Source organism: Prosthecobacter sp. (assembly GCF_044236155.1).
GTDB lineage: Bacteria > Verrucomicrobiota > Verrucomicrobiia > Verrucomicrobiales > Verrucomicrobiaceae > Prosthecobacter.
In genome coordinates this window covers 1-13207 of record NZ_JBIIHA010000006.1, presented here as the reverse complement: position 1 = coordinate 13207, position 13207 = coordinate 1, and the positions used below count along the sequence as shown (strand labels likewise).

General features: G+C 60.9%; 10 protein-coding genes. 5 read left to right on the top strand and 5 right to left on the bottom strand.

Annotated elements, in window-relative coordinates:
• Nucleotides 1-64 precede the first annotated feature (64 nt).
• From ACILSE_RS07045 to ACILSE_RS07030, 4 genes are read left to right on the top strand one after another with little or no spacing between them, the layout of a single operon-like run.
• The gene (locus tag ACILSE_RS07045; protein ID WP_395716663.1) at nucleotides 65-1483 is read left to right on the top strand and encodes a neutral/alkaline non-lysosomal ceramidase N-terminal domain-containing protein; all 1419 of its coding nucleotides are present in this window, start codon (nucleotides 65-67) and stop codon (nucleotides 1481-1483) included.
• A gap of 19 nt (nucleotides 1484-1502) precedes the next feature.
• Entirely contained in the window at nucleotides 1503-3587 is a 2085-nt protein-coding gene (locus tag ACILSE_RS07040) for a DUF1549 and DUF1553 domain-containing protein (protein ID WP_395716662.1), read from the top strand.
• 16 nt (nucleotides 3588-3603) lie between these two features.
• Nucleotides 3604-4758 carry a YhcG family protein gene (locus tag ACILSE_RS07035; RefSeq protein WP_395716661.1) on the top strand — a complete coding sequence of 385 codons (1155 nt, stop codon included), beginning with the start codon at nucleotides 3604-3606 and terminating at the stop codon, nucleotides 4756-4758.
• 8 nt (nucleotides 4759-4766) lie between these two features.
• Nucleotides 4767-6095: a DUF1501 domain-containing protein gene (locus ACILSE_RS07030; RefSeq protein ID WP_395716660.1), complete on the top strand. Its 1329-nt coding sequence runs from the start codon at nucleotides 4767-4769 to the stop codon at nucleotides 6093-6095.
• Between the two features lie 12 nt (nucleotides 6096-6107).
• On the opposite strand, the gene ACILSE_RS07025 is transcribed toward ACILSE_RS07030, so the two are convergent.
• Nucleotides 6108-7568, bottom strand: a complete 1461-nt coding sequence (locus ACILSE_RS07025; RefSeq protein ID WP_395716659.1) for a sulfatase — start codon at nucleotides 7566-7568, stop codon at nucleotides 6108-6110.
• Between the two features lie 68 nt (nucleotides 7569-7636).
• On the opposite strand from ACILSE_RS07025, the gene ACILSE_RS07020 reads away from it, so the two are divergent.
• Complete coding sequence (locus ACILSE_RS07020) at nucleotides 7637-8977, top strand: hypothetical protein (RefSeq protein ID WP_395716658.1); 1341 nt, start codon at nucleotides 7637-7639, stop codon at nucleotides 8975-8977.
• 21 nt (nucleotides 8978-8998) lie between these two features.
• Here ACILSE_RS07020 and ACILSE_RS07015 read toward each other — a convergent pair whose 3' ends face one another.
• From ACILSE_RS07015 to ACILSE_RS07000, 4 genes are all read right to left on the bottom strand, one after another.
• A complete protein-coding gene (locus ACILSE_RS07015) occupies nucleotides 8999-9703 on the bottom strand; it encodes a DUF1080 domain-containing protein (RefSeq protein WP_395716657.1) in 705 nt (234 codons plus the stop codon).
• Nucleotides 9700-11139, bottom strand: a complete 1440-nt coding sequence (locus tag ACILSE_RS07010; RefSeq protein WP_395716656.1) for an amidohydrolase family protein — start codon at nucleotides 11137-11139, stop codon at nucleotides 9700-9702. The genes ACILSE_RS07015 and ACILSE_RS07010 overlap by 4 nt, the downstream gene beginning before the upstream one ends.
• A gap of 32 nt (nucleotides 11140-11171) precedes the next feature.
• Entirely contained in the window at nucleotides 11172-12542 is a 1371-nt protein-coding gene (locus ACILSE_RS07005) for a DUF1501 domain-containing protein (protein ID WP_395716655.1), read from the bottom strand.
• Between the two features lie 332 nt (nucleotides 12543-12874).
• The coding region (locus ACILSE_RS07000; RefSeq protein ID WP_395716654.1) for a hypothetical protein at nucleotides 12875-13207 on the bottom strand (333 nt) is incomplete at its 5' end.

The window sequence follows — 13207 nt, the reverse complement described above, 5'->3', positions numbered from 1 at the left end:
AGCACGCCTCCCTTCGACTGATACCGCCTGGAAAGGCCATGCTACGAGGAACTGTATTGGCTTCATGCGCCTTCTCCTGCCCCTCATTGCTCTCTTTGCCTCGCTGAACATTGCCCGCGCGGAACTCCGTGCCGGTGCGGCCACGTCGAACATCACGCCTGAGCTGGGCGGTGAAGTGGTGGGCGGTTTTGCGCCGTATCCGTGCACGAATATTCATGATGAGCTGCATGCGCGCTGCCTCGTGCTCGACGATGGCAAAACTAAGCTGGCGCTGGTGGTGTGTGATTTGCTCGGGCTGCATCGCAGCGTGTCGCTGAAGGCGCGTGAGCTGATCGAAAAGGAAGCCGGCATTCCGGCGGCAAACGTGCTCATTAGCGGGACGCACACGCATTCCGCGGTGAACGCGCTCGGCGGACCGGTGCGCGGCTACTTTTCCGATCTGGAGCTCACGGATTACCAGAAGTTTGTCGCACGACGCATCGCGGACGGCGTGCGGCGCGCTGCGAACCTGCTGCGCCCGGCGGAGATCGCGTTTGGCACGGTGGACGTGCCGGAGCATGTGCACATTCGCCGCTGGTTCCTCAAAGAAGGTGCCATGCCGCCGAATCCTTTTGGGAAGATCGACAAGGTGAAGATGAATCCGGGCGCGGGCAATCCAGCGCTCGTCGAACCGGCGGGAGAGCCTGATCCGACGATCAGCATCATCGCGCTGCGCGAACCCGGTGGTCGTATGATCTCGGTTTATTCGGCCTACTCGCTGCATTATGTCGGCGGTGTGAATGGAGCGGACATCTCGGCGGATTATTACGGTTACTATTGTGAGGCGTTGAAGCAGTTGCAGACCGGTGGCGGTGAGTATCCGCCCTTTGTCGCCCTCATGGCCAATGGCACCAGCGGCGACGCGAACAACATCAACTTCCGCACGCCGCAGCCGCGCAAAAAACCGTATGAGCAGATGCGCTACGTCGCCGACGACGTGGCTGCAAAGGTGAACGGCGCTTTGCAAAATCTCCAATGGCAGAGCGAGGCTCCGCTGGCCTCCCGCTACCGCGAGCTCGATGTGAAGTGGCGCAGCATCCCGGATGAACTCATTGCTTGGGCGAAAGAAACGGAAGCCAAGGCTCCGCGCATTCAAGGCGGCAAGGCCGATCTGCCGCTGGCCTACGCAGGCCGCGTGCAGCGCCTCGCTCAAGCCAGTCCAGAGACCAAATTCCCCGCGCAGATCCTGCGCATCGGCGACATCTGCATCGGCTCCTCGCCCTGCGAGACCTTTGCTGAGACCGGTGTCGAATTCCGCAAGCGCAGTCCGTTTGCGAAGTCCTTCATGGTCGAACTGGCGCACGGTTATTACGGCTACATGCCCACGCCGCGTCACTTTGAGCTCGGCGGTTATGAAACATGGCCCGGAACGAACAACACGGAGTCGCAGGCTTCGGTGAAACTCATGAATGCGCTGCTGGAAATGGCCGCGGAGGTGAAATGAACCCGTCATGACCGTTCGCATGTTAGTTCCGATTCTGGCGCTCGCGGTTACTTCCGCGATGGCAGCCGGATTGAGCCTGGAGGAAGGCCGGAAGCTCTGGAGCCTCCAACCGCCTCAAATCGTGCCGGGCGCGAGCATCGACAGTCTCGTGGACGCGAAGCTGGCGGAGAAAAAACTCAAGCCAAACGCGCCTGCGAGTCGTGCGGCACTGGTCCGCAGGCTGCATCTCGATCTCACGGGGCTGCCGCCGAAGGAGGTGTCTGACAAGACGGATCTTTCCGACCTTGTTGATGCGCTTTTAAGCAGCGCACAATTCGGCGAGCGCTGGGGGCGGCACTGGTTGGATGTCGCGCGTTATGCGGACAGCAACGGGCGCGACCGGAATGTCATGAACTACCACGCGTGGCGCTATCGCGACTACGTGATAGCGTCGTTGAATGCGGACAAGCCTTACGATGTCTTTATTCAGGAGCAGATCGCGGGGGATTTGATGCCGGCGAAGGACACCGCGCAGCGTGACGAGCGACTCACGGCCACCGCCTTCCTCGCTCTGGGCGCGAAGGCCTTCGAGGAGCTGAAGCAGGATCTGTTTCACATGGATGTCGTCGATGAGCAGATCGAGGTCATCAGCCGTGGCGTGTTGGGGCTTTCGGTGGCTTGTGCGCGTTGTCACGATCACAAATTCGACCCCATCCCCACGGCCGACTACTACGCTATCGCGGGCATTTTGCGCAGCACGCAGCCGCTTTATGGCCACGGACCTCGTGGCATCAAGGCGACGATGTTTCATCACACGGAGTTTCACGCGCTCGGTGGTGACGCTGGGCAAAAACTCGCTCCAGCGGCGCTCGCTTACTTCACGAAGCTGGATGCTGACATGCTCGCCATGCACACGGCGCGCAGCGATCGCTACCGCATCCAGAAGCGACTGCCGGAGGCCAAGCGCGCGGTCGAATCGGCCTCTGGAGCTGCCAAAGCGAAGGCGGAGGCCGATTTGAAGGCGATGGAGGCCGAGATCGCCGAGTGGAACGTCAAAATCAAAAAACTCGAAGACGATGTGGAGGCGCTCAAAGACGCCGCGCCGCCGCAACCGGCCTGGACGATGGGCGCACGTGATCGCGAGGCCATTGCCGACTGCCGCATCCACATCCGCGGCGAAACGACGAGCCTCGGCGACTCGGTGCCACGCGGTTTTTTGCAGGTGATCTCGATTCCTAGTGCCAACCAGCCATCGAAGTCGCAAAGCGGCCGCTTGGAGCTGGCCCAGTGGCTCACGCATCGGGACAATCCACTCACCGCCCGCGTGATGGTGAACCGCGTGTGGCAGAAGCTCTTTGGTCGCGCTTTGGTGACCACGCCGGATGATTTTGGCGTGAATGGCGCCAAGCCCAGTCATCCCGAGCTGCTCGATTACCTCGCCGTGCGCTTCATGCAGCAGGGCTGGAGCGTGAAGAAGCTCATTCGCGAGATCGTGCTCAGCCAGGCCTATCAGCGCAGCACCGATCAATCACCCGGCGGCCTGGAAAGTGATCCTGACAACGTGTGGCTCTGGCGCATGGCACCGCGTCCGGTCGAGGTGGAGATGCTTCGCGATTCGATTCTCGCGCTCAGCGGCCAGCTTGATCCGTATCCGCCGCAGAAGCCGTTTCTTGATCGTTTTCATCCGCAGAAGGACGCGGAGCTTTTCACCTTCAAGCCCTTCCTGACGGTCGAGGCCATCGTGGATCATCATCGCAGCGTATATCTGCCCGTGGTGCGCGGCACGCTGCCGGAGATGTTTCCGCTCTTCAACTTCGCGCCGCCCGAGCGGCCTGTGGCGCAGCGCGAGGAGAGTCTCGTGCCCGCGCAGTCGCTCTTCTTGATGAACAACGCCTGGGTCCTCGAACAAGCCCGCCACACCGCCACGCGCCTGCTCAGTGACACAACTCTCACCGACGACGCTCAACGCCTGCGCAGGCTTTACGAACGCGCTTTCTTCCGCGCTCCCACTCCTGCGGAGCAAGCCCGTGCTCTCGCCTATTTGCAAACCGGCGGCCCCGAGACCGCCTGGACCTCTCTTTGCCAAACCATCATCGGCAGCGCGGAGTTTCGTGTGGTGAGGTGAACAACGGAAGATCGTCATGCCCACCCGCAAACCCAAATCACAAGCCCTCGCCACATCTCCTGCGCGTCTCGCTCGTGGTCGTGCGCGCGAGGATGCACGGTTCACCGCCGTGGCTCCTGCGGGCGACATGCCAGATGGATACGGCAGTCTTCTCAGCGAGATCAAGAGCCGCCTCACTCAGGCACGCCTGCGCACCGTGTTGGCGGCCAATGCGGCGATGGTGGTGGCCTACTGGGACGTGGGCTGTTCCATCTTAGCCCGCCAACAGGCCGAGGGCTGGGGCGCAAAGGTGATCGACCGCCTCTCCGCAGACCTGCGCCGAGCCTTCCCTGACATGAGCGGGCTCTCGCCGCGTAATCTTAAATACATGCGTGCCTTCGCCGCTGCGTGGCCGGATGGAGCAATTGTGCAACAGGTGGTTGCACAATTGCCGTGGAAGCAAAACATCGCGCTGCTGGACAAGCTCAAAACGCCCCAGGAGCGGCTTTGGTATGCGCAAAAAGCGGCGCAGCACGGCTGGTCGCACTCCATCCTGACGCTGCAAATCGAATCCCAGGCCCATCAGCGCAGCGGAAAGGCGCAGAACAACTTCCCACTCACTCTGCCGCCTGCGGACTCGGATCTCGCTGCGCAGATTTTCAAAGACCCGTATCTTTTCGACTTCATCGGCACGGGTGATCCGCGAAGGGAGCGCGAGGTCGAGCAGGCGCTCGTCGATCACATCCAGCGCTTCCTGCTCGAACTCGGTGCTGGGTTCGCTTTCGTCGGCAAGCAGGTGCATTTGGAGGTCGGTGGCCAGGATTTTTATCTCGACCTCTTGTTCTATCATCTGCGACTGCGGCGCTATGTCGTCGTCGAGCTGAAGAACCGCGAGTTTCAGCCAGGCGATGCCGGACAGATGAATCTTTATCTCTCCGCAGCGGACGATCTCCTCCGTCATGCCGATGACCAGCCCACCATCGGCCTGCTGCTGTGCAAAGGCCGCAACAAGCTCGTCGTCGAGTATGCGCTGCGTGGCATTGAAAAGCCCATCGGCGTGGCAGAATGGGCCACACAGCTCGTCGAGAACCTTCCCGCTGAGTTTGAGTCAAGCCTGCCCACCGTGGCGCAGATCGAAGCCGAACTCGCCAGCCATGTGAAATCGAGTGCCAAGCCACGTTCTAAAAAGTGAACTCACCCATGCACACCCGCCGCCAGCTCCTTCAGCAAGCCTCCGCAGGTTTTGGTTATCTTGCGTTTGCAGGCATGGCTTCGGCGGAGAGTCGGCTGGCTTCGCATTTTCCGGCGAGGGCAAAGCGCGTCATCTTTCTCTGCATGCGCGGCGGACCTTCTCACATGGAGACGTTTGATCCGAAGCCGGAGCTCACGCGACGGCATGGCGAGCCGGGACGCAACAAAGGCACGAAGATGCTCGGCTCGCGCTGGGAGTTCGCGAAGCATGGGCAAAGCGGGATCGACATCGTGGAGCTGTTTCCCGAGCTGGCGAAGCAGGCGGACAAGCTCTGCGTGCTGCGCGGCATGCACACGGACAATGAGAACCATCCGCAAGCGCTGCAGCAGCTTCACACGGGCAGTTTTCAGTTTGTGCGGCCGTCGATGGGCTCGTGGACGGTTTACGGACTCGGATCGGAAAACGAGAGCCTGCCCGGTTTCATCAGCATCAATCCTCTCACGGCGCTCGGCGGCCTGAGTTACTATTCCAGCGCGTTTTTGCCTGCGTCCACCTCCGCGACATTGCTCGGCAATGCCAACCAACCCGGCGCGAAGCTCCAGCTCGGCAACATCACGAATTCACGTCTCGACAACGCCGCGCAGCGTCAGCAACTCGACCTCCTGCAGGCGATGAACCGCGATTTGTTCGCCCAAACGGGCGATCCGCGCGTGGAGGGCATCATTTCGTCCTACGAGCTGGCCTTCCGCATGCAGGGCGAGCTCCCGCGCGTGATGGATCTCAGCGGCGAGAGCAAAGCCACGCTGCAACTCTACGGCGCGGACAAATCGCCCACCGAAACCTTTGGCCGGCAGTGCCTGCTCGCGCGTCGATTCGCCGAGGCGGGCGTGCGTTTCATCGAGATCAGCCACATGGAGTGGGACCTGCACGGCTCACTGCAAAGCGGCATGACGCGCAACTGCTCGCAGATCGACAAGCCCATCGCGGGCTTGCTGCACGATCTCGACCAGCGCGGTCTGCTGGAGGACACGCTCGTGCTTTGGGGCGGTGAGTTTGGCCGCACGCCCGATGATGCCACCCAGGACGGCCGCGGGCACAACAACAAGGGCTACAGCATGTGGATGGCCGGCGGCGGTGTGAAGGCCGGCCACATCCACGGCGCGACGGACGATCTCGGCATCGAGGCGATTGATGGCAAAGTACACATTCACGACTTGCACGCGACGATGCTGCACCTGCTCGGCCTCGATCACGAGCGGCTCACGTTCCGTTACGGTGGGCGTGATTTCCGGCTCACAGACGTGAAGGGCAAGGTCGTGAAGGGGATTCTCGCGTAGGGCGATCAAGACTCACTTCTTCAGCGGAAACTGCGCATGCAGCAGCTTCTCCGCTTCTTTGAGCGCGGCTTTGTCGGGCGGGTTGGCGATGACATTATCGAGTTCTGGCTGGTCGGAGGTGTGGTCGTAGAGTTCGCGGGCCTCGATCGCGCCGGTCTGCCAGTTGCGCCATTCGGTGTAGCGCCAGTTGGCCGTGCGGATGCTGTAACCCATCGTGGTGGGCTGTTTCGACGGCGTGCGGTCGGCGTAGGCGGGACGCGGGTGCTGCGTGAAGGCGCCGCGCTTCACGGTGGCGGATGGATCATCGAGAACAGGCACGAGGCTGGTGCCTTCGAGGCCGGGCGCGGCGGGCAGGCCGCAAAGGGCGTTGAGCGTGGGGAAAATGTCGAGCATCTCGGCCAACGCGGCGGTTTGCACACCGCGTTGCTTGGCCTGCGGTGGCGCGATGATGAGCGGCACGCGGGCATCGAGTTCGAAGTTGCTCGTTTTGGCCCACAGGCCGTGTTCTCCGAGGTGGTAGCCATGGTCGCCCCAGAAGACGATCACGGTGTTGTCGAGCAGGCCATGCTCCTTCAACGCGGCGATGACCTTGCCGACCTGCGCGTCCATGTAGCTGATGCCTGCGAAGTAGCCGTGGCGCATCTCGGCGATCTGCTCGGGCGTGGGCTGCTTTTGCTGATCAGGTGGGCCGAGGATCTCGGTGCTTTGATGGAAGGCGATTTCCGGTGCATTTGCCGGGCGCGTCGGGTTCAATGCTGGGATTTGGGCGCGGTCGTAGATGTCCCAGTATTTCTTCGGCGCGTTGAAGGGCGCGTGCGGCTTCCAGAAGCCAACCGCGAGGAAAAACGGCCCGTTTTTGAGTTCAGGGATGATGCGCACCGCCTCGGCAGCGACGCGGCCATCGTAGTAGGCCTCGTCGGACACGTCGTAGCTTTCGCACATGCCCACGGAGCCGTATTTGCGCAGGCCCTCGCAGAATTTCGCGTGATTCTCCGGCAGCGGGCCGCTGATCTGCGGCGTGTCGTCGCCGTGGTTCGCGTAGTGGAGGAATTCCGGCTCGGACCACGAGCGCGCGTCGCCTTTTTCCTTTGTGTGCCAGTTGTGGAAGAGCTTGCCGCTGCATCGCGTCGTGTAGCCGTGTTCCTTGAACCACAGCGGCAGCGTGGTCACGTCCGGCTTCAGCTCGCGAAAGTGCGTGCCGTTGACGTAAAGGCCCAGCGTGCCCGGTCGCAGGCCGGTGAGCATGCTGGAGCGGCTGGGATTGCACACCGCCTGCTGGCAGTAGGCCTTTGTAAACGTGGTGCCACGTGCCGCGATGGCATCCAGGTTCGGCGTCTTGGCCACCGAGCCGTAGCAGCCCAGTTCCGGCCGAAGGTCGTCGGCGGTGATGAGAAGCACATTCGGCTGTGCGGCATGGAGATGCGGCAGGATGGAAAGCCCCGTGAGAAGCAGGGCGGCGCTGACTGATTTCATGGTGGTGCAAGACGGGAGACGTTCGGCGCGATAGTCGGGCATCTGTTTGTCACTTCAACGCTTTTGCCATGAAACCCCTGCTACTGCTTTTTCTAATCGTTTCCTCTCATGCATGCGCGGGATGGCAAGCGGGTGCGGCAAAGGCGGACATCACGCCGAAGGAGTCCGTACCACTCGCTGGCTACGGAGGCAAAACACGCATGTCGCAGCGAGTCGAGCATCCGATCTGGCTCAAGGCGCTGGCGCTGAAGGATGACTCGGGCGCGACCTCGGTGCTCGTAACCGCCGATCTCGTCGGTTTGAGCGACAAGATGATCGCGGTGATCGCGAAGTCTGCGCTGGAGAGGCATCACATCCCGCGGGAGCGGCTGATCTTGAATACGTCGCACAATCACTCGTGCCCGGTGACGGAGGATGTGCTGTGGTTGTATTATGAATTCACGGCTGAGGAAGCGGCGGCGAAGGATCGCTACACGGCGATGGTGTATGCGAAGTATGATGAAGTCATCGGCAAGGCCATCGCGAACCTTGTGCCTGCGGAAGTCGCCTTTGAGCAAGGATTGGCTGGTGTGGCGGTGAACCGGCGGCGTTCGCGTGGGCCAGAGAGCCGTGCGCTCGGCGGGCAGGTGGATCAGGATGTGCCGGTGATCACGGTGAAAGCTGGAAATGACCTCAAGGCCATCGTGTTCGGCTATTCATGCCACACGACGGCTTTGGGCGGCTTGAGCATCAATGGCGACTACGCGGGCTTTGCGCAGCTTGAGTTGGAGAAGTCGTTTCCCGGCTCCGTGGCGATGTTTGTGCAGAATTGCGGCGGAGATGCCAATCCGCTGCCGCGCATTCGCGGGAAGGATGTCGAGGCAACGGAACTGGCGGGCATGTATGGCAAGATTTTGGCTGAGGCAGTGCGCCAAGTCATCGCTGGAATGATGAAGCCGCTCAGCAGGCCAATCCAGGCTGCGATGGGCGAGACAGATCTGGAAATGCAGCCGGGCATCCCGCTCGATGAATTGAAGCAACGCGTACCAAACCTCACCGGCATGCCGAAGCGCGAGTTCGAGCATTTCATCCGCCAATACGAGGCGCTCGGTTCGCCGCCAGATCGAGTGAAGTATCCCATTCAGGTCTGGCGCATCGGGACGGACTTCACGTTCATCGCGCTGACGGGCGAGACGGTGGTGGATTACTCGCTCAAGTTCAAAGCGGCCTACGGCTGGAACAACACCTGGGTCTGCGGCTACAACAACGACCTCACCAGCTACATTCCCAGCCTGCGTGTGCTCAAAGAAGGCGGCTACGAAGGCGTGACCGGCATGTTTGAGTATGGCCACCGAGCGCCTTACACCGAGACGGTGGAGGAGCGTATCACGACGAAGGTCGACGAGTTGGTGAAGGCGACAGCAAAGTAGCCATCGCGAGGAGCCAGATGGCTACTTTACCAACGGAGCCGTCTGTTCCGGCGTCACGCGACCGCCGGGTAGCTCCATGATCTTGATGTTCCGAAAGTGAATTTCCGCACCTTCGGATTCGAGGCAGAGGTAACCTTTGCGCACGGTGGACTGGCTAATGCCGTTCACGAACTTGCCATTGATCGAGAGCTTCACGGTTCCATCGACGCACACCACGTCGTAGGTGTTCCATTCACCCTTGCCCTTGCAGCGCATCTCCCACGACATGCTGCGGCGACCACGGGGATTGTCGGGAATGCCTTCGAGGCCGTTCGCGCCGAAGAGTTCGCCGGAAACATAGCCTGGATGATTCGGCTGGCCGTCTTTGGTCGGATGCAGCTTCGGCCATTCGAGTTCCAGCATCTGCACTTCCATACCCTTCGGCAGCGGGCGATTCGGCGGCGTGCTGCCTTCGCTCCAGACGAAGACGCCGGAGTTGCCACCTGCCTGCGTGTGCTTCCACTCGATGTGCAGGATGAAGTTCTCATACTGCTTCTCGCTGCGCATTACGCCGATGGGCAGGCCTTTGCACACAAGCAGGCCGTCTTTCACGCTCCAGGTGTCCTTGCTGGTGTTCACATCGACCCAGCCGGTGAGATCCTTGCCATTGAAAAGATCGCGCCACTGCGGCACGTCATCGGCGATAGCGGTGGTGGCGAGGAGGAGCGGGAAAAGGAGGTGTTTCATGGCGTGACTCTCACAGCGCGGCCCGGACGAGCATCTTTCACAAGTTCGCCATCACGCACGACGAAAGTGCCGTTCACGAGCACATGCGGAATCCCTGCCGAGGGCGTGGTTGGCGCTTCAAACGTCGCGCGGTCGATCACTTTGGCCGGATCGAAGACGGCGATGTCTGCATCGGCTCCGATGGCGATGCGACCTTTGTTTTTCATCATCGGCACATGGCCTTCGAGACGTTTGGCGGGCAGAATGGTCATCTTCGCCAGCGCATCCATGAGCGGCAGCAGTTTCTTCTCGCGGGAGTAATGGCCGAGCACACGCGCAAAGGTGCCTGCGCCGCGCGGATGACCTTTGCCATCGATGAAAGGGATACCATCGCTGGCGATCATCACGCCGTGATGCGCGATGGCCTTCTCGACGTTCTCGTCCTTCATCATGTAGATGATCACCCAGCCGCCTTGCTTGCGATACGACTCAAACGTCTCCTGCGTGAGCCGTTCACCCGTCGCGGCCCAGGCGAGATCGCCATAGCTGATTTTGAGGTTGTCCTGCCAGCCGGAGTTGAACATCGCGGACTCCAGCGCGGTGGATGCGGCGGTGTAGGGATACACTTCGGTCGTGAGATCCATGCCAGCGGCCTTGCTGGTGTCGATCAGCTTCAAAACCTCCGGCACATCCGTGATGCCGCTGCTGCCGACATGCACGATGTGCAACGCAGCAGCGGTCTTCTTCGCCGTGTCGATGGCCTCGCGGATGGCGGCGATTCCAAAGGCTCGCGTGTGGACAAAAGCGGGCACCTTGCGCTCTGCCGCGATGAGAAACATCGCCTCGATCTCGCTCGGATCAGCCGCTGGAGTGTAATTGATGCCGAATCCGATGCCCAACGCGCCTTCATCAAGCCCGCGCCGAATCGCCTCATCCATGAGCTTCAATTCGGCCTCGCTCGCGATTTTGTTGGCACCCGCAGGTGAAGCGCCGAGACCGGCGAGACGCGCCCGATTGACCGTCCAGTGGCCGACTTCGATGCCAGGATGAAACGCTGCAAACCTTGCTGCGATGTGACCCACTGTTGCGCCATAATTCAGCGGTGCCTTGCCTTCCATCGAGCGATACCAGGGTTCCACCGGATAAACACCCACTTCGACATCAAGCGCCGTCGTCACGCCATCACGCGCCTGGATCTGCATGTCGCCGGTGGTCTGGCCGTGCGCATGAATGTCGATGAAACCGGGTGAAACGACATGCCCGGCCACGCCGAGGATTTTATCGCCGGAAAGCGGCGTCTCGGAGATCGCGCTGATTTTGCCACCGGTGATGCCGATGTGCCGCACGGCATCGAGTCCACTCGCCGGGTCCATCACGCGACCGTTGGCGATGACGAGATCGTGCGCAGAAAGTGGAAGCGAGGTGGCGAGGAGCGCGAAGATGAGGCGGGCATTCATGAGATGCGGGAGAATGCGCTCGCGCACCAGACTCAGCCAACCAATTCGGTGATCACCTTGCCTTCATCCGCGACGATAGGACGAGGGCGGCCTTGGGGGTCGGTCCAGTGGGTGTTCTGCTCGATGCCGAGATGATGAAACACCGTGGCCGCGAGATCACCCGGAGCGACGCGGCGGCTGTCGATGTCACCACCCTGGCGGTCGGTGCTGCCGATGACCTGACCGTGCTTCATGCCGCCACCGGCGACGACCATGGACATCACGCGCGGCCAGTGATCGCGCCCGGCGTTCTTGTTGATCGTCGGGCTGCGGCCAAACTCGCCCATCATGAGGATGAGCGTGCTGTCGAGCAGGCCGCGTTCTTCGAGATCAGTGACGATGGCGTGCAGCGTGCGGTCCACGCTGGGCAGCAGCGGCGTGAGGCCCTTTTTGATGCCGCCCCATTTCACTTCATCGCCATGATGATCAAAATAACCCCACGCGCCGCTCACGGTCACAAAGGTGGACCCGGCTTCGACGAGACGACGTGCCAGCAGCGCTTTTTCGCCAATGCTGTCGCGGCCATAGCGATCACGCATCGCGGGCGTTTCGGCATCGAGATTGAAGGCGCGTTGCGCGTTACCGGTCATGAGCACCTCGTAGGCCTGCTGCGTGTAGCGGTCTGCGGCGGCGATCTGAGCATTGCCCTCGACGCTGCGCTTCCAGTCATCCATTTGCGCCAGCAAATCGCGGCGATTGCCGAGGCGCTCGACGGTCAGGCCTTCGGAGAGTTTGAGGCGGCCGGACAAATCCTTGCCGCTGACCGGCTCAAAGTCGCCGCCCATGTGGCCCGCGCCCCAGATGTCGGCAGGCAGTGAGTCAGCCAACGCGACATAGCCGGGAATGCCCGGCGCATTTGCCCCGCGAAACTTCGCCGCGATGGAGCCCATCGACGGCCAGCCACCGCCATCGCGCCCATCATTGGTGCGCTTCGCGAGCGGATTGCAGGCCTGCATGGTGATCGGCGTGTGATTGCTGGCGCTGCAATCGACCGAGCGGATCAGCGTGAGCTTGTCCATGATCTTCGCCGTGAGCGGCAAATGCTCGCAGACATGGATGCCGGGCACTTTCGTCGAGATGTGGCCGAAGGGGCCGCGAATCTCGCTCGGCGCGTCCGGTTTCGGATCCCACATGTCGATGTGGCTCGGGCCGCCGGAGAGCCAGAAGAGGATCACGTTGGTCTTGCGCTTCGCCTGCCCGGTTGCGGCCGCCAGCGCCTGCGTTTGGAGCAGCGAAGGCATCGAAACACCTGCCAGACCAGCGAGCCCAGTCTGAAGAAAACCGCGCCGTGTGGAGCCGACGCGCACCAGATCTCCGCGAGCGGGACTGAAGGCGCTGGTGATGGAGGCAGTCTTGGGATTCATGCGGGTGGTGTTGAGTTGCTCCCAAACCTACGCCGCCACATCGCCTGACTTGCCGTGCGACTCAAAAGAGTCAGGGCTTTGCTCTGGTAACAACATCTACAAGACATGGACAGCTTGATCGATGAGTGTCCCCGTCGACGGGCGCGGCAGCTCCGTTCATCGTTGTCGCTGACGCCAACATCGACCGATGTTTCTCCAGCAGCGCCAGAGCATACGGGGATAAATCGGAAACAGCCTTGGTGAGGGGTGAGCCATTTGTTAAATGGCGTCAAACGGAAGGTTTTCCGACTTGGGAGCAGCGATACTCAAAACCCTTTCCCATCATTTTTAGCTCAAGGAGTCTTCTTGAGTGCTTGATCAGCACCGATTTTGTACTGAGGGATATTGCCCTGGTCAAAGATTGAGTCCTTCTTGGCCTTGTAAGAGCCATCAATGTAACCCCTGATTTTCACAAAAAGCTGACCCCAGCCTATATTCTTGGGATCATTCGCATTAGCGACAATTGTATGTGCCATTGAATGAATAAGACAGGGCGGCAAGTACAGGCAAAGGTCGAATATAAGTCTATTAGGGCGTGTTTTAAAATTGGTTTCTGAGGGATAAAGTGCAGATGGCAAGAAGGACAAAAGCCATGAATGAAACATCGGTTTTGTCATACCGGGTGG

What these genes read in the sequence shown, in the direction of transcription:
- ACILSE_RS07045 (WP_395716663.1), top strand. Translation starts at nt 65, where the DNA reads ATGCGCCTTCTCCTGCCCCTCATTGCTCTCTTTGCCTCGCTGAACATT.
- ACILSE_RS07040 (WP_395716662.1), top strand. Translation starts at nt 1,503, where the DNA reads ATGTTAGTTCCGATTCTGGCGCTCGCGGTTACTTCCGCGATGGCAGCC.
- ACILSE_RS07035 (WP_395716661.1), top strand. Translation starts at nt 3,604, where the DNA reads ATGCCCACCCGCAAACCCAAATCACAAGCCCTCGCCACATCTCCTGCG.
- ACILSE_RS07030 (WP_395716660.1), top strand. Translation starts at nt 4,767, where the DNA reads ATGCACACCCGCCGCCAGCTCCTTCAGCAAGCCTCCGCAGGTTTTGGT.
- ACILSE_RS07025 (WP_395716659.1), bottom strand. Translation starts at nt 7,568, where the DNA reads ATGAAATCAGTCAGCGCCGCCCTGCTTCTCACGGGGCTTTCCATCCTG.
- ACILSE_RS07020 (WP_395716658.1), top strand. Translation starts at nt 7,637, where the DNA reads ATGAAACCCCTGCTACTGCTTTTTCTAATCGTTTCCTCTCATGCATGC.
- ACILSE_RS07015 (WP_395716657.1), bottom strand. Translation starts at nt 9,703, where the DNA reads ATGAAACACCTCCTTTTCCCGCTCCTCCTCGCCACCACCGCTATCGCC.
- ACILSE_RS07010 (WP_395716656.1), bottom strand. Translation starts at nt 11,139, where the DNA reads ATGAATGCCCGCCTCATCTTCGCGCTCCTCGCCACCTCGCTTCCACTT.
- ACILSE_RS07005 (WP_395716655.1), bottom strand. Translation starts at nt 12,542, where the DNA reads ATGAATCCCAAGACTGCCTCCATCACCAGCGCCTTCAGTCCCGCTCGC.